The following is a 21016-nucleotide window of genomic DNA, read 5'->3' as shown; positions in this document are numbered from 1 at the left end:
TTAAAACGGGAATTCTGTCTGGACGAGAACAGATAAGAAGTATGCAGGAGCCGTATACGAGGTCCGTACGTGCGGTTCTGTGAGAGGGATGAGGCGGTAACGCCTCACCCTACTCGATGTGCCCGCAGTTCGAGGTTTTAAATAGGTATTTGGAATGCATGGTTATAATGATGCATGTCAAATGCCTATTTAAAAGAATGACATAACCTGCTCTTAAGCATTCATTGAGGAGGGGTTGGCAATGGCAAAACCTGCATTGCTCGTCATTGGTAACGGCATGGTCGGTCAGCGTTTTTTAGAAGAGCTGGTTGAGCGTGATGCACACCGATACCAGATTACCGTTTTGTGTGAAGAGCCCAGAGCTGCCTATGATCGTGTGCATCTGAGTTCCTATTTTTCTCATCACACGGCCGAAGAGCTTAGCCTAGTTAAAGAAGGCTTCTTTGAGAAATACGGCATTAACCTGCTCATTGGCGAACGTGCGATCACCATTAACCAAGCTGAAAAAGTGGTTCATTCCAGCAAAGGTCGAACACTCGATTATGACAAACTGGTGTTTGCCACGGGTGCCTATCCATGGATTCCACCCATTGAAGGGCGCCAGAATAAAGACTGTTTTGTTTATCGCACCATTGAAGACTTAAATGCCATCGAAGCCAGCGCCAAGCACAGTAAAATAGGAGTGGTCGTTGGCGGTGGTTTGCTTGGCTTAGAAGCCGCAGGGGCGTTAAAAGCTCTAGGCCTTGAAACCCATGTGGTGGAATTTGCGCCGGTGCTGATGGCCGAGCAGCTGGACCAGCAAGGCGGTGAGCTGCTACGCCAAAAGATTGAAAGCATGGGTGTGGCCGTGCACACCAGTAAAAACACCAGCCTAATTTGTCCGAGTGACAGTGATTGTCGCAATGAAATGCGCTTTGCCGATGGCAGTGTATTGGCAACCGATATTGTGGTGTTCTCCACCGGCATTCGCCCGCAAGACAAGCTGGCGCGCCAAGCAGGCTTAGCCATAGGCCAGCGTGGCGGCATTGCCATTAACGACCAATGCCAAGTCACCGACGACATCTACGCCATTGGTGAGTGCGCTTCCTGGCAAGATCAGTTCTTTGGCCTGGTCGCACCTGGCTATGCCATGGCGCGGGTGGTGGCCGATGACTTAACGGGTAAAAGCAATGCCTTTGCTGGTGCGGATATGAGCGCCAAGCTTAAGTTATTAGGTGTGGAAGTTGGCAGTATTGGTCAAACTCAGGGCGGCCAGAGCTATGTTTACCTCAATGAAAAGGCAGGCATATATAAGCGCCTGATTGTTGACCCACAAAGCAATACCCTGCTAGGTGCCGTGCTCGTGGGCGATACCAGCAGTTACGGCGACCTGTTGCAGTTAGCATTGAATGCCATTGCACTGCCGCAAGATCCTCAAGGGCTAATTATGCCAACCGGTGGCGAGCCCGCTCCGGCCCTTGGCCCCGATGCACTGCCAGCCAGTGCCGTACTGTGCTCTTGCTTTGATGTCACTAAGGGGCAAATTCAGCAAGCGGTAGGCGAGGGCTATCACACCATTGGCGACATTAAAGCACATACCAAAGCAGGCACTGGCTGTGGTGGCTGTATTCCGTTGATTACTCAAGTACTCAATAGCGAGCTGGCGGCACAAGGCTTGGAAGTGAACAATCACCTGTGTGCCCACTTCGAATATTCTCGCCAAGAGTTATTTCACCTGATTCAAGTAGATGGGTTAAAGAGCTTTAACGCCGTGCTGAGTAAGTATGGTCAAGGTGGTGGTTGTGAAGTCTGCAAGCCGGCCATTGGCTCTATTTTGGCCTCTTGCTGGAACGACTATGTGCTGACAGAGCAGAACGTTGGCCTGCAAGACACCAATGATGTGTTCTTGGGCAATATGCAAAAAGACGGCTCTTATTCAGTGATTCCGCGCATGCCAGGCGGCGAGGTGACACCGGTCGCTTTAGCAGCGCTCGCTAATCTTGCTGACCAATATGGCCTCTATACCAAGGTCACCGGTGCCCAGCGCATCGGTTTATTTGGCGCGCAAAAACAAGACCTGCCCGATATCTGGCAGCAATTGATTGGCGCAGGCTTTGAAACTGGCCATGCCTATGCCAAGTCTTTGCGGATGGTAAAGACCTGCGTGGGGTCTACTTGGTGTCGATTTGGTGTGCAAGACAGCGTTGGCTTGGGTGTGCAGCTTGAGCACCGCTACAAGGGTATTCGTGCGCCGCACAAACTAAAGCTTGGGGTATCTGGCTGTACCCGCGAGTGCGCCGAAGCACAGGGTAAAGACATTGGTGTGATTGCCACCGATGCTGGCTGGAACCTATTTGTGGGCGGCAATGGTGGCATGAAACCCCGCCATGGTGACTTGTTTGCCACCGACCTCGATACCGACACCTTGTTGCGCTATATCGACCGTATCTTGATGTTCTACATTCGCACAGCCGACAAGCTGCAACGAATGGCGCCTTGGTTAGAGAGCCTTGACGGCGGTGTGGCGTACCTGCAGGCGGTGATCATCGATGACAAGCTTGGCTTGGTCGACATGCTAGAACGGCAAATTGACGATTTACGTGAAGCCTACCAGTGCGAGTGGCAAACGACGCTAAGCAACGAGCAGGCGCTGGCGCGCTTTAAACACTTTATTAATTCAGATGAGCCCGACCCGCTGCTGCAGTTTGTCCCTGAGCGTGAACAAAAACGCCCAGCTAAACCCAGTGAGCGTGAAGACATCATCGCCACGACGGAGGTGTGCTAATGACTTGGCAAGCAATTTGTGACCTAGAGCAGATCATTCCCGGCACCGGTGTGTGTGCTCTGGTGAATGGCCAGCAAGTGGCACTGTTTCGTCCCTGTGCCAACGGCGAGGTATTTGCCCTGAGCAACATCGACCCCTTTGCTCAAGCCAGTGTGCTCAGCCGTGGTTTAATAGGGGAGCAAGAAGGGGCTTGGTATGTCGCCAGCCCGCTGAAAAAACAGCGCTTTTTGCTGGCAACAGGCCAGTGTTTGGAAGACGACAGCGTGCAGCTGCCAGTGTTTAAAACCAAAGTAGAAGATCAAACCATCTTCGCACAAAGTAATTAAGAGGACGGCGATATGTCTTATGTAAAACCTGCTGATTTTGTTACCAGTATGGTAGACGCTGGCGAAGCAAAAGTATTTATGTCTACTCGCGACACCATCATTCGCGGGGCAATGGCGGGCGCCATTCTGGCCATTGCCGTTGCGGTAGCCATTACCACCATTGTGCAAACCGGTATTGGCATTGTGGGTGCCTTGGTGTTTCCGGTGGGCTTTGTGATTTTAAACCTGATGGGGTTTGATTTGGTCACGGGTGTATTTGGTTTGGCGCCATTGGCGAAGCTTGATAAGCGCCGTGGAGTGACCTGGGGTGGCGTGCTGCGCAACTGGGGCTTGGTTGGTTTGGGCAACTTGATTGGCTCCCTAGCGGTGGCATTCTTGTTAGCCGTTAGCCTGACGATGAACTTCGCAATTGAGCCCAATGCCGTTGCGCAAAAGTTTATTGGGGTATCGACTGCGCGCACGCTGGGCTTTGCCGAATATGGCTTCAACGGTTGGGTGACGGTATTCGTGCGCGGTGTATTCTGTAACTGGATGGTTTGCCTGGGTGTGGTAGGCGCGATGACCTCTAAGAGTGTGGCAGGCAAGGTAATTGCCATGTGGCTGCCAATCTTTATCTTCTTTGCCTTGGTCTTTGAGCACACCGTGGTCAACATGTTCCTCTTCCCGCTGGGCATGCTGCTAGGCGCTGAGTTCACCATTATGGAGTGGCTCAACTGGAACCTGATTCCAACGATTTTGGGGAACCTAGTGGGTGGCTTGGCGATTACCACCGGCATGCTTTATCTAACGCATGGCAAAACCAAGCCAGCGCGTAATGCAGCGTAATGGCATGACAAAAAAAGCCCTCATCTGAGGGCTTTTTTTATTGGACCAGAATCATATCGGGCTGTTTGGCCACGCTGGCCAGTGTGTAGTGATCAAGGGTGGCTAAAAACGCTGCCGTGGCTTCTTGTAATACTCTGGGTAGGCCGCAAGTAGGCAATAGTGTGCAGGCTTGATGGTCACCCATACACGCTACTAGGTTGAAGTCCGGCTCTAGCTGGCGCACAAGATGCCCCAAAGGAATGTCGGTCAGCGGCATGCCTAGGCGCAAACCGCCATACTTGCCGCGCACACTTTCTAAATAACCAAGGCTCACAAGTTTGTTTGCCACCTTGGTTAGGTGATTACGAGAGATATTGTTTTGCTCGGCAACCTTGCTAACTGAAATTAACTCGGGGGCGGCTTGCGCCACCGTCAGCAAGGTTCTAATGCCATAATCGGTAAACTTGGTTAGCTGCATGGTGCCCTCCAATCAACCAAGTATACCGCGTTCGGGTCTGGCGTACCTGCTTTCTATCAACAGTTAGGTACCACAAAATGTTTGATACTGCTGATCAAATTGCGCATCTGGGATGCCCCAGCTGGCATCGGTTTTGCCACCCGTGCCAGCGAGGTAAGCCAGGTAGGTATCAACCTGGTGTTGAATGTCTTGTTCACCGCGCTCAGCGGCGCTAATCAGGGCTTCTACCTCGTGGTTGCGTGGCACGGCCTTGGGGTTGACCTTGGCCATCAGTACCAGTGCATGCTGGGTATTCACTTCACGCTGCCATTCGTCTGTCCAAGCGACTAGCTCAACCGGTAGCTCTGGGTCCATGCCCTTTAAAAAATCGGTGAGCTGGTTGAAGGTTTGCGTGTAGTCCCAGGCGTTGGCTTGTAGCAGTTGCCAAAATTCCTGCACTAATGGCTGATTGGCGGAGGTTGCTTCACTAAAACCAAGCTTATTGGCACACATGGTGTCGTAGGCGTGGCTAAACTCGCTATCAAAGCTCTCCACGGCTGCCGTTAGGGTGGCAATGGCGTCGTCTTTGCTGCCATCCATCAGTGGAATCAGCGTCTCGGCAAAGCGCGCTAGGTTCCATTGCATAATCGGCTTTTGGTTACCAAAGGCATAGCGGCCCTGATGATCAATTGAGCTATAGACTTGTTCAAGCTTGTAATCACCGAGCATGGCGCACGGGCCAAAATCGAATGTTTCGCCGCTTAGGGCAATATTATCGGTGTTCATCACCCCATGAATAAAGCCAACGCGATACCAATGTACCAGCGTCTCAATCAAGCGGGTTTGCACACTATGATACAAGGCTAAATAAGGTTGTTCGGCATTGGCGGCGTCTGGGTAAAGTTGCTCAATGGTGAAGTCTGCCAGTGCTTGTACCTTGCCTTGACCCGCGGCGTACTGAAAACTACCTACACGAATGTGGCTGGCGCCAATGCGGCTAACCACCGCCCCTTGCTCAAGGCCTTGTTGGCGATACACCTTTTCGCCCGTGGTCGCCACCGCCAACGTGCGCATGGCGGGCACGCCTAGGCTGTGCATGGCTTCACTCATGATGTATTCACGCACGGCTGGCCCTAGTGCGCAGCGGCCATCGCCACCACGCGAATATTTAGTAAGTCCCGAGCCTTTAAGCTGCCAATCATAGCCACCTAATTGGCCAAGCATATGCGCTCGGCCATCGCCTAACTGCGGGTTGTAGTGACCAAATTGATGGCCTGCATAGCCCATCGCCAGGCTTGCCTCGGGGTCAAGCAGCTGGTTGCCGGTAAAATAAGCGGCTACCTCGCTGTGGGATGGGGTTAACTCGTTTGGCACCGCTAACTGCTTAGCCAGCGGTGCGTTATACAGCAGCAAGCCCGGCTCGTTGACCGGTGTTGGCTGAGTCACCTGAAATAGAGTAGACGGCAGTTGCTGATAAACTTGGCGCATAACGGCTCACAATTAGAAATTTGTTTGATTGTAGCCAAGGTTACGTGGTTTAAATACCGACAGATGGTAGGGGCATCCCCTAGAAACTTCTTTTTCTCATTTTGACTGCGTTAACCATCGCCTCGTGTGCGAGTCCAATCAAAATGCTCTGGGCGGCACTCCGTATTTACTAAAGTAAACTCCGCTTTTTGAGTGCGACTCCCCGGGACATGTTTGCCTTGCCAAAATTTCGCCTCTGAAATCTCTAGAGGCGCCCCTAGGGCATAGAATTTGGCCAATAATCGGAGTAACCTAAAAAAACGGCTTATAAAGGGTAAGCCAAGCTAGTGAAAGGATTTAGGTTATGGATATCTCCCTTGTCAGTATTCCTGCTGGCAGCATTGTTTTGCGTGATGATCGCAAAAAACAGCAATGGCCGGTGCAAGTGCCCGCCTTCCAACTTGCCACTACCCCAATTACCCAAGCCTGTTACGAGCAAGTGATGGGGTGCAACCCAGCATTAAACCAAGGCGCGCAACGCCCGGTTGATAGTGTCAGCTGGCTAGATGCCATTGCCTTCTGTAATGCCTTATCTGTTTGCCAAGGCCTAACGCCTGCTTATCAGCTCGAAGACGACCAAGTTAGGCAGGTATCGGGTGCCAATGGTTACTACTTACCGAGCGATGCGCAATGGGAATATGCCTGTCGGGCAGGCAGCAGTGAGCCGCGCTATGGCGTGCTTGATGACATTGCATGGTATGAAGGCAACACCGGCGAGGGCAGCCAGCCTGTGGCGCAAAAGCAGCCCAATGCATTTGGTTTATATGACATGCTGGGCAATGTATGGGAGTGGTGTTGGGATATCTATGACGCCGAAGTATACAAAAGTTACCGCATTTTTCGCGGTGGTGGCTGGGCCGATGGTGAGCGTGGTGTGCTGGCCGGTAATCGCCGCCGCAGCCACCCAACCTATGCCATCGACGACCTAGGCTTTCGCGTAGCGAGGAGCGAAGGGAAAATGGTTTGTTCGCCAACGACTGGTTTAAGTTTGTAACCTAAGGTAATATTGCTGTACGGATATATAGTTAAGGTGAGTGGTATGAGCCCGAAGCAGGTTGTGCGAAACTTTTGGCAGGCAATGAACAGTAATGACTTCAGCAAGGCCAGTGAATGGCTCAGTCATGACTTTGAAGGCCATTGGCCGCAGTCTGGTGAATTGATCGACGGGCGCGAAAACTTTATTGCCATCAATACGCACTACCCAGCCCATGGCAAATGGCAGTTTGTGATTAACTCCATTGTTGCTGAATGTAACGATGTAGTAACCGACGTATCCATCACCGATGGCGTGCAATCGGCCCGTGCTATTACCTTTCACCTAGTGGAAGCAGGCAAAATTGTGAAACAAAAAGAATACTGGCCCGATGACTACCCAGCCCCTAAATGGCGTGCTGAGTGGGTGCAGCAAATAGGGTAGTTGGCTATGGAATGGATGCTGCTTGCGAGTGCCGTCATGGTGTTCGCAGCACTTGTACAAGCTTGTACAGGGTATGGATACTCGTTAATAGCAGTGCCACTGCTCTTTGCAATCTCGCCTAGTTTTGTTCCTGTGCCGGTCATTATTGCTAGTTTGCCACTGATGGCATATGTAGCAACCAAGAATCGCTTTGCTTTGCAGGGACACCCAATTATTTTTCTATTGCTTGGCCTTGCTTTGGGCGCACCCCTTGGTGCGCTGGCACTGCTAATCGTGTCGCCAGTAGCACTACAGCTTGCCATTTCGCTCATTGTTGTGGCAGGTGTTGTGGTGCCGTTTTCCCATAAGCAGGTTAACCGCGTAGCGCAGTTTATCGCTGGTATGCTGTCAAACTTATTTGGCACAGCTACTGGTGTAGGTGGGCCGCCCATTGCACTACTTTACCAACATCAAAGTAGTGCGCGCATTCGCGCCGTGTTAGCCACTACCTTTTTCTTTGGTAGCCTGATGTCACTCGTGTCACTTTCATTTACCCAGCAAATAACGAGTGACAGCTTGTTGCATGCCACTGCGCTACTGCCTGGCGTGCTGCTTGGTACATGGCTGGGTAACCGGATAAGTAAATATATTAAACAGCGATTTGCTCGGTGGTGGGTAGTTGCTCTAAGTATGCTAAGCCTAATTGTTATGTGGGTTGGTTAACGCACGTGGTAGATGTGTCCTTTTTATCATACTCAATACGACACAGTTCTTTGGTCATTATGTGTAGGAATATGTCTTGATAACAGCAATTGTAACGGCAACGGTTAAAGCAGAGTGTTTATCTGGCTCTTCGCAATTAAGGGTGTAGGTGAAAATCTGAACGGCTAGAAAAGGAGCCGAGGTTCTTAGAAAATGTAAGTTACCACACAAACAAAATTTAAGTCCCTCAGCATGGCCAATCTTACCTTTTCTACCCCTGACCTTTCCAGCTTTTGCCAACTAAATAAACTCGGTCTCGAGGCGACGGGGCAGTATCTTCATAAAAAACACGCCATCATTGAGTGTCGCATTACAAAAAAGCCAGAACCGTGCTCTAAATGTGGTGACCTCGGTTCACCTCGCGGCTCTGTTTCGCAACGCCTAGCTCATGTTCCTTTTGGTCAGCGCCCGACCACTTTACTACTGCGCATACGACGATGGCGCTGCGCTAACTGTAAGCATTTCTGGTTAGAGGACAGCACTCGTGCTGCACCGCCACTTTCAAAGCTCTCTCATGGTGCTATACGTTGGGCATTGGCTGCGATTGTTGTCGATCACCTTTCTGTATCACGAGTTGCTGATCACTTGAATGTATCTTGGCATACCGCAAATAGCGCCATTATTAATGAAGGGCAACGCTTGCTGTTTAATGATCCTGCGCGCTTTGACGGTGTAACAGCCTTGGGCTTTAGAAATATCACCAACTACATTGCGCGATGCTTGTTGGAGTCAGGAGGTTTTAAAACGAAGCTACACCCTTAAATGCGAAGAGCCGGTTTTAGGTGCTAATCCATAGCAAGTCACTGGGGTAGTCGTTAGTCTTCTACCTCGGTCGATAGTTTACTCTAATCCCAACTGATTCTGCGTTAATATCCCAACTCGCTTGGGCAGAGAAGGCGCGATTGAAGTTTTTCGATACCAATGCAGTGACGAAAGCTAAACGGTATTTACAGTGAATATTTTGTGAATTTTTTAATTGCCAATAAAAAGAGTATATAAAATAGAATCCTTGTTGAATATGTTTGGGTTTGGGGAGTATTTTTGAATTATATTAGATAAAAAAGATTCGCGGCACCAATTGTGCCGCGAATATTGGCTAAAGCATACTATTTTTATAGTTCGTCATAGTAGTCAAGATAATAGGGGTGATATGGTCCAAGAGGGAAAGGGTAGCTTGGATTATAAAACACGTTTGCATTAGCTTGTCTGGTAAGAGGGAGGTAGTTCGGGGCTGCCCGTTCTATAGCGCTGCTAATAGCTTGTGCCAATAAATCTGAGAAAGGATTCCCAGTTGAGTTGTTTCTTGGCGTGTATGTCAGTCGTTCTCGGTCCTGCCATAACTCCTCCCCTTCTGAGGAAACAATTTTATAGCTAATATCCACTTCAGTTTCAGTGACAAGTACGAGGTACTTGCTGGTCCAAGAGTTTATCGTGACATACAGTATACTATCTGCATCAAAAAGGTTAGCAAGATTACTTGGCGGAAGGTTATGGATTTCTGCTGCGTCACCAAATCCTTCAAACTCCAGTAGTGATTTCACTGTGTTGACGGGAAATACATAAAACCCTTTCTCCCCTAGGCCCTTAGGTAGAGTGGAAAGCACTGAAGTACCAGCCATCACATCTACGGAATTATTTACAACCGGTGGTATTAGTATGGAAGAGGGCTTGTTAGCATGAACTCTTGCATAAGGGTCTTCAGGAACAGTTGCACAGCCGGCAAGGACAAGGGTGCTGAGTATAATCGAGCGTAAAAGGTGCTTTGTACTAATCATATTATCGCTCCAAATTCTTAATCAACTTAGCCATCATGGGCTGACTGTCGGGCCATTCTTGTGCCTCAAGTCTGTAGTAATAAACTGCTCTTTGTCTATCTCCCTCAAGCAAGTAAAAAGTGCCAACCTCAGCCAGCAAGCCAGGCGCAGGCTTCTCGTCGTACTCCATTAAATATTCTACGTGCTCTACTAGATCTTCAATCAGATCGAGCTTTGTTTCTGGTTGGTGATAATAGTCAAAGAGACTATCTTCATATCCGCCCCAATCGTATAAACCTTTAGAAGCACAGCCACTAAGCGCAACTAATGAAAGCGCTAGTAAAATGTAATTACGCATTACTCAGAAATCCTTATCACAGTAGTAGTTGACTCACCAAAATAGCTTTTTTTCGTAAAAATAATTTGTCCTTCATACTCCACCTTAATTGTATGTTGCCCCGGTATAAGCTCCAGAGCGGACTCGTAGCTTAAATACTGACTAACGTCACCGTATGGTAATCCATCGATGAATAGCTCAAGGTCTTCAGGGTCGTAATCTTGAACGTCAAATGTGATTAATGGGTCATCAGAAACCACTTGAGAAGTTTTTACTGGGTCATTTATAGCACACGCTGCAATGAAAAAGCTGATTGAAATTATTATAAATAAGTTCTTCATTGATCTTTCTCCTTAACTACCAAGTTTGACAATTCATAACCATCTATATTGCCAGTTAATATTTGGCTTATAGATCCTTCTTCCAATTCTGTATCACCAAACGTGGAGACCACTCTTACTTCCGCAACTTTATTTCCAGGGAGTGTTATCGTTCCGCCAGTTGTTGCGGATTTAACTTTTCTGCCTCGAGTTTCAATAACGAACTCCATCCCAGGAGTTATTCCTTGAGAAGCACCACCAGCAAAAATTATCATGCCATTGTCGTCTGCCAGAACATCGGAAGTCCATTTTTTCTCAAGCATCCAATTGTCTAATTTTGCTATTGCTGCATTTACAGCGGCACCAATAGCCCTGTCGTTAATGCTGCCATCATAGCCAGCGACATTGCCGAACCCCATTGTATTAGAGGTTTCTGTTGAAGCTGCACCGGTTCCGGTAATGGAAGATAGCACTTGGCCAGTTACAGCATCTACGAGTCTAAGATCAATGGTTGCCGTAGCTTCTTGCTTCTTTTTTGACGAAATGAAACCAGCCTCACCAGTGGTGACACGACCAAACTCGGTTAAAGACCCTACAATAAGTGTATCAACACCAATTAAATCAAGCTCTTGTCCGGTTAATTCTGCTTCATCTGCAAGTGCATTGATATCGGGGCGCTCAAATATCAAGTAATTCCCGCTATTGATAAGGCCTTGTAAAAACATGTCTGAGACTTTCTCTGCAACTCTATCCTCAGGGTCATCACTCAACAAGCTTTTACCATAAGTTGTTTCATTGGAAAGTCTTGCTACTGCCACTTTTCTTTTTAATGCTAGCTTTTGGGGTTTTAGCACTTCAGCTTGTGCGGCTCGAAGCTCCTCCTTGCTGTATGGTGCATTGTCTCTTTCAAGGTCCACTGGTGTGCTAACGCATCCAGCCATAATGGTAACTGTGCATGCAAGTAGTAGTTTCTTCATTTTTCATCCTTTTCTAATGTTATGCAGTGAGTATGTTGGGGCTTTTTATTGGTCTATGCAAGCTATTGGCAAGGTGTGAGATTTATGGTAAGTGAGCCGTGTAAATAATTTGCACACAGTGAGAAAATTTATATACTGGTGTCTGTTAACGATTTCTAATCCAATCAATGTTTATACAATTCCCTATCAGATAAGTTTGGGACTTTTTAGGATCAATATAAGGAAAAATAAAATGGGAATCACAAAGAAGAGCCTTGCAATTTGTACTGCGTTGACTCTGTCTTCAACCGCAATGAGCTCTGAGCGTAGCGGGTTTTTACTTAGCTTTGGGGCACATGGGGCTTCCACCGGCGCGGCAGCTACTGTTAGTGTACCGAGCATAGGCTTTACTGAAACTGAGTCGTTAGATAGCGGTTTTGCTATAGGCACTAGTTTTAAAATAGGTGGAACTTTTGGTCGAGGAAAGCAAAACTCGGTTTATTATCACGCTATTGGTTCATACTTCGATGTTGAAGGAAGTAATTCATATGCAGGCATAGCAGGTATCGGTTATACTTATTACTTCCAAAGACGAGCAGGTGGGGCTTATATTGAGGCTACCCTCGGATTGGGTACCTTGGCTGAAACGTCAGATATTCTTGCCGGCGACCTTGAAAGTGTATCTACAGGGGGTGGTGCTCTTTTCGGTGGTGGTTATGAGTTCAATAAGTATTTTCAGGTTGGTGGTTACATCTCCGCAATTTCCGTCTCTGAAGAAATGTACTTAGGAAGTGGTTATTACGCCGACTTGACCGCTTCTATCGTAAATTTAGGAATAAAAGCTGAAGCAAAACTTTAAACCTGTTTGTTTGAAGTTACAGTAAGAGCGTTCTGTAAAAGAGCGCTTTTTTTTGATCTCGCTCTCTGTATTCATTGTTTTATTGTTAGCCTTGTTTGCGTAAGCGAGTGTGCTAGTCAATCCTCGCAAACACTCCTTTAACTCACCTCGCTTCCATGTATAATCCCGCGCCCCCAATGTTGTTAGCTGGTAGTTTTGACAGCAGTAAGGTAGAGGTAGCAATGAGTATTTGTGGTTTAGATTTTGGTACGTCTAACTCAACAGTGGGGGTGGCGCTTCATGGTCAGCCAACCATGGTACCGCTAGAGAAGAACCTAATCACTGGTAAAATGGAGTGCACCTTACCTAGTGCAATCTTCTTCGATTTTGAAACCGATGAAGTGCACTTTGGCCGCGATGGGATTAATCGTTATGCCAAAGGTGAGTTTGGGCGCTTAATGCGCTCAATGAAGAACGTGCTAGGCACTTCTTTGATGGATGAAACCACTCAGGTGAAGTTCAATAAACTATCGTTTGCGGAGCTAATCAGCTTTTTTGTATCCAGCCTTCGCCAGCGCGCCGTCGATTTTACCGAGCAAAACCTGGAGTCGGTGGTGATGGGGCGCCCCGTGCGCTTTAACGACGATGACGATGCCCTCGATCAACAAGCACAGAACCGGCTGGAAGAAATTGCCAAGCTATCTGGCTTTAAGCAGGTGTCGTTTCAATACGAACCTATCGCCGCGGCTTATGATTACGAGCAGCAAGTCAAGGGCGAAGAAGTTGCGCTAATTATCGACATGGGGGGCGGTACATCCGACTTCACCATTATTCGATTGGGCAACCCACAAAAAAGCGACCGCAGCAGCGACTAGCTTGCCAACCATGGTATTCATATTGGTGGTACTAATTTCGACCGCAACCTCAGCTTGGCGACCGTCATGCCTCACTTTGGTTTGGGCGCTAAGTATAAAGGTCGCCCCGGTATGGAAATGCCAACGCATTATTTTCACACGCTCTCTACTTGGCACGAAATACACCACTTGTACGACCCAAGTGTGTTGCGCAAGTTAAAAGATTTACGCTTTGATATTGAAGATAAACAAGCGGTAGATCGCCTGCTTACGCTGCTCAACCAGCGTGATGGCCACCGTCTGGCTGGGTTGGTGGAACAGTGTAAAATTGACTTGTCTAATCAGCCAGAAGCCGTGATCGACCTCGACTTTCTCAATCGTGAGGAAGAACTTTATGAACACGTGCAATACACGGCTACCCAGAAAGTGCTGCACGACTCTGTGGTCAATGATATGCAGCGCGTGATTGCTGCAGTAGATGAAACCCTAGTGCAATCTGGCATAAAGCAGGTGGATACGGTATTCACCACTGGGGGCTCAACAGCTTTGCCAACGGTGCAGCAGCTCGTAAAACAAAAGTTCCCACTGTGCAAAATTGTCAACGGTGATTTATTTAATAGTGTTGGCAAAGGATTGTACTTAGAAGCAGCTCGCCGTTACCGCTGAAGTGAGCCGGTTATCAAGGCATAGAAACCGCCACGCTAGTTTGCCCGTAACAGCTACACTAACTGCTAGTAATTAATGACTACCTTTCACGAGTCGATGCTTCAATGAACAAGCTAGAACTATTCATTCCACCCCCTGTGCTGGCACTCATTGCGATACTGCTGATTTGGTTGCTATCGCTGTTATTGCCGGCGTTTACTTACCAAGTCAAACTTCTGTTGTGGCTTGCTGTGCTACTTGTGCAAGCAGGTATTTTGCTGGCTGTGTGGGCCATAATCAGCTTTTTTCAAGCTCATACAACGGTCAGTCCGCATCACCCAGAAAATACTCGCATTTTGGTGCGAGGTGGTGCTTACCGCATCAGCCGCAACCCAATGTACTTGGCGTTAACCATGGTGCTTACGGGTATCGCCTGTTACGTTGCCAACTTGCTTGGTTTTATTGTTATCGGCGTGTTTGTGGGCTATTTAACTTGGTTTCAGATCCGGCCAGAAGAGCGCGTGCTGGCGCAAAAATTTGCCGCCAGTTATGCAGAATATTGTAATCAGGTTAGGCGCTGGGTGTAAAAATGGTATACGGCATTCTGCCGTATACCACAAACGATAATGCTAGTTAGGCAGGGTAACGTTGAGCTCAAGAACCGAGCAGTTGTCTTCGTTCTCTAGTTGAATTTGCACGTCTTCTGGGTCAATATCCACATAGCGCTTAATCACATCCATAATGTCGCGTTGCATGGCTTGAAAGTATTCCGGTTGCTCGCGTTGCAGGCGCTCGTGCGCAACAATCACTTTCAGGCGTTCGCGGGCAACCGATGCGCTGCTTTTGTTGTCGTCTTTGAAGAACGGAAATAATGCCACAATTGCCTCCTGCTAGCCGAACACGCGCTGGAAAAAGCCTTTACGCTCGGTAAAGCGCATTGCCACGTCTTTACCTTGAAAGCGCTCAATCACATCGGCGTATGCTTGGCCAGCATCGCTTTTTTGGTCAAGAATTACTGGCTGGCCCGAGTTAGAGGCTTTCAATACCGATTCAGACTCTGGAATGACACCAATGAGCGGAATGCCAAGAATGTCCATTACGTCTTCAATTGACAGCATTTCACCTTTGCCAACCCGCGTAGGGTCGTAGCGGGTAATCAACAAGTGCTCTTTAATTGGATCTAACCCAAGTTTGGCACGACGAGACTGGCTTTGTAGTACACCCAGAATGCGGTCGCTATCGCGCACAGATGACACCTCTGGGTTGGTCACTACCAGTGCGATATCAGCGAAGTACATTGCCATGTGCGCACCAAGCTCAATACCTGCTGGTGAGTCACACACAATGTAATCAAAGGTTTCAGCTAGTTCTGCAAGAACGGCTTCTACGCCTTCTTCAGTTAATGCTGTTTTATCTTTGGTTTGCGAAGCAGCCAAGATGAATAGGTTTTCACAACGCTTATCTTTAATCAGTGCTTGATTCAGTGTTGCTTCGCCTTGAATCACATTAACAAAGTCGTACACCACGCGGCGTTCACAATCCATGATAATATCTAGATTGCGCAGGCCAATATCAAAGTCGATTACCGCAGTTTTTTTGCCTTGCAACGCCAAGCCCATTGCCACTGCTGCACTGGTAGTAGTTTTGCCTACGCCACCTTTACCCGAGGTGACAACAATAATCTGTGCCAAAGTCATACCCTTAATTTTTATTGTGGATCGCCAAATTCTAGCTGATTTTCAGATAATGAAATCAGTGTGGCACCACGGTCAATTGGAATTTTTTCGTTTACTGCGTAAATGCCATTAATAGAGACCAGTTGCGCATGCAGCTGATCACAATAAATCATCGCGTTGGTATTGCCCGATGCGCCGGCCATGGCTTTGCCACGCAAATTGCCATGCACATAAATATCACCATCAGCAATCACCTCTGCACCGTCGCTAACATGGCCAAAAATAACCAGCGAGGTGTTGCGCGCATAAATCTGCTGGCCCGAGCGCACCTGCCTTACAATTCGCGTACGTTCAGGTGAGGGCGCTTCTTTGGCTGGCTTAACGTGGGCAGGGCCTAGGTTGGCAACGCGCAGTTGTTGACAGCTGGCATTTAAGTCTTCACCTTTCATCCGCACAGCAAAAATAATCAAGCCCATCGATCTAGCAGCTTGCACTACCTGTTTGAAAAATGCCTCGCCTACGGGAAGTTTGCCAAAGTCTAAAACCACTGGCGCATCCACCAGCAAACCAGCGCCTAACTCAACTTGTTTGCTAAGCTGCTGTTGAAACTGCGCAATGTCTAAGCGGTGCAGTACAATCGTCGCGAATGGCACCTGACCAGATTTAATGCTAAAGCATTCCGGTTGCCTTTGTAGCGGGGATTGTTGAGCGTCCATTTGCGTTACCTGCATTAATTTTTGATGCTCTCGTAAGCTTAGCAAGCTTTTGGATGGTTAAGGCTTTGATTGCATTTTAAGCAATACCAGCATTTTACCAAAACGGCTTACGCATGAGGCATCTGTCACAATATGGTCAACGTATCATACTGCAGTTATTTTACAATCAGGACGGTTAAATGTTACAGCATGTACCTGTATTTCCGCTTTCGGTAATGCCCTATCCATCTTGTCGCATGCCACTGCGTATTTTCGAACCAAGGTATCTAAACATGGTGGCCGAAGCGATGCGCGGTGATCGCAGCTTTATTATGACCATGCAAACTAACCCAGAAGAAGTCGAAAGCCAGCTAGTCGACCCCTACACAGGTATTTTGCGCAAAGCGGTTAGGGTAGAAATTGAAGACTTTGATCAGGGCGAAGACGGCTTGCTTCACATTGAAGTGGCAGGTCGTGAGTGGGTGCTGCTATCAGATCTGCAAAAAGATGATGAGTCTTTATGGCGGGCTTCGGTAGAGCCACTGCCCAATACCACCCAAAGCCCAGATGATTCGCAGCTCAACTTAATCTACCGAGTGATCCAAGATGCTGCCCATGCATCACAAGTGCAGGTGCCAGATGTTGAAATTGCCACCACCGAACAAAAGATTGGTTACTTATCAACTTTGCTGCCAATTGGTGTGGTACAACGTATCGAGCTGGTGGCCGCGGAAGACAACGCCCATCGCATTGCCTTATTAAATCAATGGGTGAGTATCAGTGAGGCGTAAAAGTACTTATAGGCCATCGCAAACACAACTTGGTGCGCGTACAGGGTTAGCAGCAGCAGTGCAACGAGAGGTGGCCAGTCAATGTTGTTAGTAAAGCGCCATTTTTTACAAACAAACAATCCCGCGTGCGCCAGTGCCGAACCGATCAACGCGCCCGCCAATGTATCGCTAAACCAGTGCACACCCAAAAAAGCACTGGTTGGCGCCGTGATAATTATTAACAGCCAAGTCAATACCGAGAGCTTCAGTGTTTCTATCCGGGTACCGGTGCGACGTGCTAAACCAATTAACCACACCCAAGCCATGCTTACGCCTAGGCTTGTAACGGCTGGTGTTGAAAAACTGCCAAGCTCGTTATGAAGTGCACCAGGGCGACCAATGCCTAACCACTGAGGCAGCCAATTAGCAATGCCAATGGCGACAACCGCTGAAGTAGTAATGGCTACTGCAACCGCTCGTTGCCCTTGCATAATCAGCAGTAGCACCGCCACGGCAAGTGTCATAAGCAAGAACTCAGGTTGCGACAGCATTTCCAGATGCACCCACAAGTCTGGCCAATAGCCCGAAATAGGCCGGCTGTTGTACATCAATAAATCTAGTGTCCAGGGCTTTTGCCATAACAGCAGAACGGCCAGCAGCGCGCAGAGCATTGCCGCCGTAAAGTGGCGAGTGCTGCCTAGCCAATAAGTGCGCTCGTGCGCCCACAAATCCATTATTAGCCATAACGTCATTGCCAATAGCGCTACCGCTAGCACTACGGCATGCAGTTGCCATGGGGATAGTGAACTTAACATTGCCATTGAGAACTCCATAGATTGCGCCGCTAGCCAACCAGGTAAAATATAAGCAGGTGCCCAGACTAGAGCCGATACCAAATCAAGTGCCAGAAATAAGCGTAGTCGCATGCCAAGCGCACCGGCAACCATAGGCATGAGTGGGCGCAGTGCGCCAACAAAGCGGCCTACAACGATCGACAGTGCGCCACTGTGGTTAACAAAATAGTGCGCACGGCGCAGGCCATGCTGATAATTCCTTAGCCACCGGGTATGCCAAATTTGGTCTTGAAAGTGTCTGCCGATAAAATAACTTACCGTATCGCCAGCTATTGCACCACCAGCAGCACTTGTAAGTATCAGCCAAATCGGCAAACCAAGCTCACTAGCAAGAAAAGCAAGCCCAAATAGCATTACCACACCAGGTACAATTACGCCTATCACAGCAAACGATTCGACCAAGGCAACAATAAAAACAAGCAATGGAATCAACCAAGGCTGGTTTTGCAAGAATGCTTCGCTGTTTTGCCAGATGGCCGTCATTCAATCCCCTTTGTATATGGTGCCAACCGCTTATCTGGTTTGTCTGGTATGGCATTTGGGCTAAATCGTTTTATCTGCTGGTGGTCATGGCTATAATGGCGCAAAACGGAGAATAAAACACCATGATCGAAGACATCAAAGTATATATGCAGACTCTAGGTCAGCAAGCTCGAGCTGCCTCGCGCTTAATGGCCAAAGCAGACACCAATGCTAAAAACCAAGCCTTGTTAGCCATTGCTCGCATAATCGACAGCCGCCGTGACGAACTGGTTGCCGAGAACGCAAAAGACTTGCAAGCAGGTCGCGATAATGGCCTAACGGATGCCATGATTGACCGCCTAACGCTAACGCCTGCTCGCATCGACGGTATGATCGAAGGCCTAACTCAGGTTGCAGCGTTGGCCGATCCTATCGGTGCAATCACCGATATGAGCTTCCGCCCAAGTGGCATTCAGGTGGGTAAAATGCGCGTGCCGCTTGGGGTGATTGGTATCATCTACGAAAGCCGCCCAAATGTGACCATCGAAGCCGCTGCGCTTTGCTTAAAATCGGGCAATGCCACCATTTTACGCGGCGGCAAAGAAGCCATCCATTCTAACCAAGCACTGGCGCAGTGCATTATGGCGGGTTTAGAAGAAGCCGGATTGCCAGCAGAAGGTGTGCAAGTAGTTGCCACCACCGACCGTGCCGCGGTAGGTGAGTTAATCACTATGCCTGAGTTTGTCGACGTTATTGTACCGCGTGGTGGCAAGGGATTAATTGAACGCATTAGCACAGATGCTCGCGTGCCGGTAATTAAACACCTTGATGGCATTTGCCATGTGTACATTGACGCGCATGCCGATGAAGCGAAAGCACTTGCGATATCTGAAAACGCCAAAACGCATCGCTATGGCGTTTGTAATGCTATGGAAACACTGCTTGTGCATGCCAGCCAGGCCGAGAATTTATTGCCTAAGCTGAAAGCGATTTACGACAAGCATGGTGTTGAACTGCGCGGTTGTGAAGCGACCCAGAAAATTATCGAATGTAATGCGGCTACCGCAGAAGACTGGGATACTGAATATCTAGCGCCAATTCTGGCCGTGAAGGTGGTGGCCGATATCGACGCGGCAATCGATCACATTAATCGCCACAGCAGCCAGCACACCGATACCATCGTGAGTGAAAACTACACCTTGGCACGCCGGTTTATCACCGAAGTCGATTCCAGCTCGGTAATGGTCAATGCCTCAACTCGATTTGCTGATGGCTTCGAATATGGTCTAGGTGCCGAGATTGGCATTTCAACCGACAAAATCCATGCTCGTGGGCCGGTAGGGCTAGAAGGTCTAACATCGCAGAAATATGTGGTGTTTGGTGATGGTACCATTCGCGTTTAATTAATGGTTGCGCGAATTTTTTACGGCGGAACCTTTGATCCGCCGCATATAGGCCACGAGGCGCTACTTGATGCGCTGCATCAAGCGGCACCACAAGCCGTCATTAGTGTGGTGCCTGCGGCCATTCCTGTTCACAAAGCAGCAGCGAGTGCCTCGGTTGAACAGCGCTTGGCCATGTTGGCTATTTTGCAGAGTAGTCGGCCGTGGCTGCAAATAGATGATCGCGAAGTGAAAGCCAAGCAGGCTTGTTACACCGTTGATACGTTGCAGCAACTGCGCACCCAGTACGAATGTGATAGTCTTAACTTCGTGATGGGCGGCGACAGTTTCGCCAATTTACACACATGGGGAAGGTGGCAGCAGTTACTCGAACTGGCTAATATTTTGGTTGTGCCGCGTCCAGGTTGGCATTGGCCAACTAACTTGCCACAAAGCAGCCTTCCACAATGCACGCTTGCTAGTGCCTTGGCACAACCTAATGGCAGCGTTGTTAACTTACCTTGGTCAATGCCAGATGTTGCCAGTAGCCAGTTTCGCAATCAGCGAGCCTGGCACTGGGTGTCGGATGCCATTGGTCAGTACATTAAAGCAAACGAGTTATATTTGAATGACTGAGCAAAAGGTTCTGGAAGCGGTAATCGAAGCCGTTGAAGATATGAAAGCCCTTGATGTGCAAGTAATTGATGTGCGCGAAAAAACGTCAATGATGGACCACCTAGTGATTGCGACGGGTACATCTACTCGCCATCTATCGGCCATTGTTGCCAATGTAGAAAAAGACCTAAAAGAAAAAGGATTTGCCGCTAACAGTGTTGAAGGCCGCAATGGCTCAGATTGGGTGCTCATCGACTTCTTCGATGTGGTACTGCACGTGATGACCAGCGAAGCGCGCGCATTTTACGACCTTGAGCAGCTTTGGACAGGGGCTCGCCCAGCTAGCAATGAAGATTAAGCTACTCGCTGTTGGTCAGAAAATGCCTCGCTGGGTTGAGGAGGCATTTGCCGATTACCAAAAACGCCTACCTAAAGATTTTGCCTTAGAGCTCATAGAGATTGCCCCTGCACAACGGGCAAAAAACTACTCTGTTGCTCAGGTAATGCAAAAAGAGGCGCAAGCAATTACTGCCAAACTAACCGGCAAAGAATGGTTAGTGGCACTGGAAGTAAAAGGCAAGGCTTGGTCGACCGAGCAACTAGCCGAAGCTGCCGAGCAGTGGAAGTATACTGGGCAAGATGTTGCGCTCATTGTTGGCGGCCCAGATGGCCTCGATCCTGAACTCTCGGCGAAGGCAGACCAAAAATGGTCATTATCCAACTTGACCTTGCCGCATCCGTTAGTAAGAGTATTGCTGGCAGAGCAGCTCTACCGTGCGTGGAGTATTCAGGTTGGTCATCCTTATCATAAGTGAGGGAATC

25 protein-coding genes and 2 pseudogenes are annotated in these 21016 nt (G+C 48.6%); 17 read left to right on the top strand and 10 right to left on the bottom strand.

The features are described 5' to 3' along the window. Positions 1-241: 241 nt before the first annotated feature. From nirB to DUW71_RS06530, 3 genes are read left to right on the top strand one after another with little or no spacing between them, the layout of a single operon-like run. Entirely contained in the window at positions 242-2764 is a 2523-nt protein-coding gene (gene nirB / locus DUW71_RS06540; protein ID WP_119394432.1) for a nitrite reductase large subunit NirB, read from the top strand. Then, the gene (nirD, locus tag DUW71_RS06535) at positions 2764-3090 is read left to right on the top strand and encodes a nitrite reductase small subunit NirD (RefSeq protein WP_119394431.1); all 327 of its coding nucleotides are present in this window, start codon (positions 2764-2766) and stop codon (positions 3088-3090) included. The genes nirB and nirD overlap by 1 nt, the downstream gene beginning before the upstream one ends. Positions 3091-3102: 12 nt before the next feature. Continuing rightward, the gene (locus tag DUW71_RS06530) at positions 3103-3915 is read left to right on the top strand and encodes a formate/nitrite transporter family protein (protein WP_119394430.1); all 813 of its coding nucleotides are present in this window, start codon (positions 3103-3105) and stop codon (positions 3913-3915) included. Positions 3916-3952: 37 nt separating this feature from the next. On the opposite strand, the gene DUW71_RS06525 is transcribed toward DUW71_RS06530, so the two are convergent. Together DUW71_RS06525 and DUW71_RS06520 are read right to left on the bottom strand one after the other, a co-directional pair. Next, positions 3953-4372 carry an Rrf2 family transcriptional regulator gene (locus DUW71_RS06525; RefSeq protein ID WP_119394429.1) on the bottom strand — a complete coding sequence of 140 codons (420 nt, stop codon included), beginning with the start codon at positions 4370-4372 and terminating at the stop codon, positions 3953-3955. Between the two features lie 63 nt (positions 4373-4435). Beyond that, complete coding sequence (locus DUW71_RS06520; protein WP_119394428.1) at positions 4436-5839, bottom strand: protein adenylyltransferase SelO; 1404 nt, start codon at positions 5837-5839, stop codon at positions 4436-4438. A 343-nt stretch (positions 5840-6182) separates the two neighbouring features. On the opposite strand from DUW71_RS06520, the gene DUW71_RS06515 reads away from it, so the two are divergent. From DUW71_RS06515 to DUW71_RS18050, 5 genes and pseudogenes are all read left to right on the top strand, one after another. Next, positions 6183-6872: a formylglycine-generating enzyme family protein gene (locus DUW71_RS06515; RefSeq protein WP_119394427.1), complete on the top strand. Its 690-nt coding sequence runs from the start codon at positions 6183-6185 to the stop codon at positions 6870-6872. Positions 6873-6917: 45 nt separating this feature from the next. After that, positions 6918-7295 (top strand): nuclear transport factor 2 family protein, encoded by a 378-nt coding sequence (locus tag DUW71_RS06510; RefSeq protein ID WP_119394426.1) that lies wholly within the window; start codon positions 6918-6920, stop codon positions 7293-7295. A 6-nt stretch (positions 7296-7301) separates the two neighbouring features. Next, positions 7302-7997 (top strand): sulfite exporter TauE/SafE family protein, encoded by a 696-nt coding sequence (locus DUW71_RS06505; RefSeq protein ID WP_119394425.1) that lies wholly within the window; start codon positions 7302-7304, stop codon positions 7995-7997. A gap of 231 nt (positions 7998-8228) precedes the next feature. Continuing rightward, positions 8229-8480 (top strand): annotated as a pseudogene (locus DUW71_RS18055) (transposase family protein); the annotation flags it as partial. 40 nt (positions 8481-8520) lie between these two features. Continuing rightward, a pseudogene (locus DUW71_RS18050) lies at positions 8521-8723 on the top strand (ISL3 family transposase); the annotation flags it as partial. 425 nt (positions 8724-9148) lie between these two features. Here the strand turns inward: DUW71_RS18050 and DUW71_RS06495 are convergent. Genes DUW71_RS06495 through DUW71_RS06480 form a run of 4 tightly spaced genes read right to left on the bottom strand, consistent with a single transcriptional unit; the run spans position 9149 to position 11424 of the window. Next, entirely contained in the window at positions 9149-9811 is a 663-nt protein-coding gene (locus DUW71_RS06495; protein ID WP_119394424.1) for a DUF799 domain-containing protein, read from the bottom strand. A 1-nt stretch (position 9812) separates the two neighbouring features. Continuing rightward, positions 9813-10148 (bottom strand): DUF4810 domain-containing protein, encoded by a 336-nt coding sequence (locus tag DUW71_RS06490; protein ID WP_119394423.1) that lies wholly within the window; start codon positions 10146-10148, stop codon positions 9813-9815. After that, the gene (locus DUW71_RS06485) at positions 10148-10468 is read right to left on the bottom strand and encodes a hypothetical protein (RefSeq protein ID WP_119394422.1); all 321 of its coding nucleotides are present in this window, start codon (positions 10466-10468) and stop codon (positions 10148-10150) included. The genes DUW71_RS06490 and DUW71_RS06485 overlap by 1 nt, the downstream gene beginning before the upstream one ends. After that, a complete protein-coding gene (locus tag DUW71_RS06480; RefSeq protein ID WP_119394421.1) occupies positions 10465-11424 on the bottom strand; it encodes a CsgG/HfaB family protein in 960 nt (319 codons plus the stop codon). The genes DUW71_RS06485 and DUW71_RS06480 overlap by 4 nt, the downstream gene beginning before the upstream one ends. A 232-nt stretch (positions 11425-11656) precedes the next feature. Between DUW71_RS06480 and DUW71_RS06475 the strand changes: the two genes are divergently transcribed. The 4 genes from DUW71_RS06475 (at position 11657) to DUW71_RS06460 (ending at position 14327) form a co-directional block, all read left to right on the top strand. After that, positions 11657-12262 (top strand): hypothetical protein, encoded by a 606-nt coding sequence (locus DUW71_RS06475; RefSeq protein ID WP_119394420.1) that lies wholly within the window; start codon positions 11657-11659, stop codon positions 12260-12262. Between the two features lie 221 nt (positions 12263-12483). Beyond that, positions 12484-13116 (top strand): Hsp70 family protein, encoded by a 633-nt coding sequence (locus tag DUW71_RS06470; RefSeq protein ID WP_158583908.1) that lies wholly within the window; start codon positions 12484-12486, stop codon positions 13114-13116. Positions 13117-13182: 66 nt separating this feature from the next. Beyond that, positions 13183-13761, top strand: a complete 579-nt coding sequence (locus DUW71_RS06465; RefSeq protein WP_119394418.1) for an Hsp70 family protein — start codon at positions 13183-13185, stop codon at positions 13759-13761. Positions 13762-13865: 104 nt separating this feature from the next. After that, positions 13866-14327 (top strand): methyltransferase family protein, encoded by a 462-nt coding sequence (locus DUW71_RS06460; RefSeq protein WP_119394417.1) that lies wholly within the window; start codon positions 13866-13868, stop codon positions 14325-14327. Between the two features lie 42 nt (positions 14328-14369). Here the strand turns inward: DUW71_RS06460 and minE are convergent, their stop codons facing one another. From minE to minC, 3 genes are read right to left on the bottom strand one after another with little or no spacing between them, the layout of a single operon-like run. Beyond that, positions 14370-14618 carry a cell division topological specificity factor MinE gene (gene minE / locus DUW71_RS06455; protein ID WP_119394416.1) on the bottom strand — a complete coding sequence of 83 codons (249 nt, stop codon included), beginning with the start codon at positions 14616-14618 and terminating at the stop codon, positions 14370-14372. A 12-nt stretch (positions 14619-14630) separates the two neighbouring features. Beyond that, the gene (minD, locus tag DUW71_RS06450; RefSeq protein WP_119394449.1) at positions 14631-15431 is read right to left on the bottom strand and encodes a septum site-determining protein MinD; all 801 of its coding nucleotides are present in this window, start codon (positions 15429-15431) and stop codon (positions 14631-14633) included. Between the two features lie 17 nt (positions 15432-15448). Further along, complete coding sequence (minC, locus tag DUW71_RS06445) at positions 15449-16132, bottom strand: septum site-determining protein MinC (protein ID WP_158583907.1); 684 nt, start codon at positions 16130-16132, stop codon at positions 15449-15451. Positions 16133-16311: 179 nt separating this feature from the next. Here minC and DUW71_RS06440 point away from each other — a divergent pair, with 179 nt between their 5' ends. Then, on the top strand, positions 16312-16902 hold the full coding sequence (locus DUW71_RS06440) for an LON peptidase substrate-binding domain-containing protein (protein ID WP_119394414.1): 591 nt from the start codon (positions 16312-16314) through the stop codon (positions 16900-16902). Here DUW71_RS06440 and DUW71_RS06435 read toward each other — a convergent pair. Beyond that, the gene (locus DUW71_RS06435; RefSeq protein WP_119394413.1) at positions 16875-18218 is read right to left on the bottom strand and encodes a VTT domain-containing protein; all 1344 of its coding nucleotides are present in this window, start codon (positions 18216-18218) and stop codon (positions 16875-16877) included. The two genes, DUW71_RS06440 and DUW71_RS06435, sit on opposite strands and share 28 nt — an antisense overlap. 122 nt (positions 18219-18340) lie before the next feature. Here DUW71_RS06435 and DUW71_RS06430 point away from each other — a divergent pair, with 122 nt between their 5' ends. Genes DUW71_RS06430 through rlmH form a run of 4 tightly spaced genes read left to right on the top strand, consistent with a single transcriptional unit; the run spans position 18341 to position 21009 of the window. Next, entirely contained in the window at positions 18341-19600 is a 1260-nt protein-coding gene (locus DUW71_RS06430; protein ID WP_233546050.1) for a glutamate-5-semialdehyde dehydrogenase, read from the top strand. Between the two features lie 3 nt (positions 19601-19603). Further along, positions 19604-20215: a nicotinate (nicotinamide) nucleotide adenylyltransferase gene (nadD, locus tag DUW71_RS06425; protein WP_119394412.1), complete on the top strand. Its 612-nt coding sequence runs from the start codon at positions 19604-19606 to the stop codon at positions 20213-20215. Next, a complete protein-coding gene (gene rsfS / locus DUW71_RS06420; RefSeq protein WP_119394411.1) occupies positions 20208-20552 on the top strand; it encodes a ribosome silencing factor in 345 nt (114 codons plus the stop codon). The genes nadD and rsfS overlap by 8 nt, the downstream gene beginning before the upstream one ends. Further along, complete coding sequence (rlmH, locus tag DUW71_RS06415; RefSeq protein ID WP_119394410.1) at positions 20542-21009, top strand: 23S rRNA (pseudouridine(1915)-N(3))-methyltransferase RlmH; 468 nt, start codon at positions 20542-20544, stop codon at positions 21007-21009. Before rsfS ends, rlmH begins: the two co-directional genes overlap by 11 nt. The last annotated feature ends 7 nt before the right edge of the window (positions 21010-21016 follow it).

Origin of the sequence: Salinibius halmophilus (genome assembly GCF_003577475.1) — a bacterium.
Classification (GTDB): Bacteria; Pseudomonadota; Gammaproteobacteria; order Pseudomonadales; family Natronospirillaceae; genus Salinibius; species Salinibius halmophilus.
Note: the sequence above shows the minus strand (reverse complement) of the source record. Positions and strands in the feature narration are given on the sequence as shown.

Bases quoted from the DNA above. Each gene is read 5' to 3' on its own strand.
- DUW71_RS06530 (WP_119394430.1), top strand. From the start codon at position 3,103: ATGTCTTATGTAAAACCTGCTGATTTTGTTACCAGTATGGTAGACGCT.
- nadD (WP_119394412.1), top strand. From the start codon at position 19,604: ATGGTTGCGCGAATTTTTTACGGCGGAACCTTTGATCCGCCGCATATA.
- DUW71_RS06495 (WP_119394424.1), bottom strand. From the start codon at position 9,811: ATGATTAGTACAAAGCACCTTTTACGCTCGATTATACTCAGCACCCTT.
- DUW71_RS06465 (WP_119394418.1), top strand. From the start codon at position 13,183: ATGCCTCACTTTGGTTTGGGCGCTAAGTATAAAGGTCGCCCCGGTATG.
- DUW71_RS06430 (WP_233546050.1), top strand. From the start codon at position 18,341: ATGATCGAAGACATCAAAGTATATATGCAGACTCTAGGTCAGCAAGCT.
- nirD (WP_119394431.1), top strand. From the start codon at position 2,764: ATGACTTGGCAAGCAATTTGTGACCTAGAGCAGATCATTCCCGGCACC.
- DUW71_RS06520 (WP_119394428.1), bottom strand. From the start codon at position 5,839: ATGCGCCAAGTTTATCAGCAACTGCCGTCTACTCTATTTCAGGTGACT.
- rsfS (WP_119394411.1), top strand. From the start codon at position 20,208: ATGACTGAGCAAAAGGTTCTGGAAGCGGTAATCGAAGCCGTTGAAGAT.
- DUW71_RS06510 (WP_119394426.1), top strand. From the start codon at position 6,918: ATGAGCCCGAAGCAGGTTGTGCGAAACTTTTGGCAGGCAATGAACAGT.
- rlmH (WP_119394410.1), top strand. From the start codon at position 20,542: ATGAAGATTAAGCTACTCGCTGTTGGTCAGAAAATGCCTCGCTGGGTT.
- DUW71_RS06475 (WP_119394420.1), top strand. From the start codon at position 11,657: ATGGGAATCACAAAGAAGAGCCTTGCAATTTGTACTGCGTTGACTCTG.
- DUW71_RS06490 (WP_119394423.1), bottom strand. From the start codon at position 10,148: ATGCGTAATTACATTTTACTAGCGCTTTCATTAGTTGCGCTTAGTGGC.
- DUW71_RS06460 (WP_119394417.1), top strand. From the start codon at position 13,866: ATGAACAAGCTAGAACTATTCATTCCACCCCCTGTGCTGGCACTCATT.
- DUW71_RS06480 (WP_119394421.1), bottom strand. From the start codon at position 11,424: ATGAAGAAACTACTACTTGCATGCACAGTTACCATTATGGCTGGATGC.
- DUW71_RS06505 (WP_119394425.1), top strand. From the start codon at position 7,302: ATGGAATGGATGCTGCTTGCGAGTGCCGTCATGGTGTTCGCAGCACTT.
- DUW71_RS06470 (WP_158583908.1), top strand. From the start codon at position 12,484: ATGAGTATTTGTGGTTTAGATTTTGGTACGTCTAACTCAACAGTGGGG.
- DUW71_RS06440 (WP_119394414.1), top strand. From the start codon at position 16,312: ATGTTACAGCATGTACCTGTATTTCCGCTTTCGGTAATGCCCTATCCA.
- DUW71_RS06485 (WP_119394422.1), bottom strand. From the start codon at position 10,468: ATGAAGAACTTATTTATAATAATTTCAATCAGCTTTTTCATTGCAGCG.
- nirB (WP_119394432.1), top strand. From the start codon at position 242: ATGGCAAAACCTGCATTGCTCGTCATTGGTAACGGCATGGTCGGTCAG.
- minC (WP_158583907.1), bottom strand. From the start codon at position 16,132: ATGGACGCTCAACAATCCCCGCTACAAAGGCAACCGGAATGCTTTAGC.
- DUW71_RS06515 (WP_119394427.1), top strand. From the start codon at position 6,183: ATGGATATCTCCCTTGTCAGTATTCCTGCTGGCAGCATTGTTTTGCGT.
- DUW71_RS06435 (WP_119394413.1), bottom strand. From the start codon at position 18,218: ATGACGGCCATCTGGCAAAACAGCGAAGCATTCTTGCAAAACCAGCCT.
- DUW71_RS06525 (WP_119394429.1), bottom strand. From the start codon at position 4,372: ATGCAGCTAACCAAGTTTACCGATTATGGCATTAGAACCTTGCTGACG.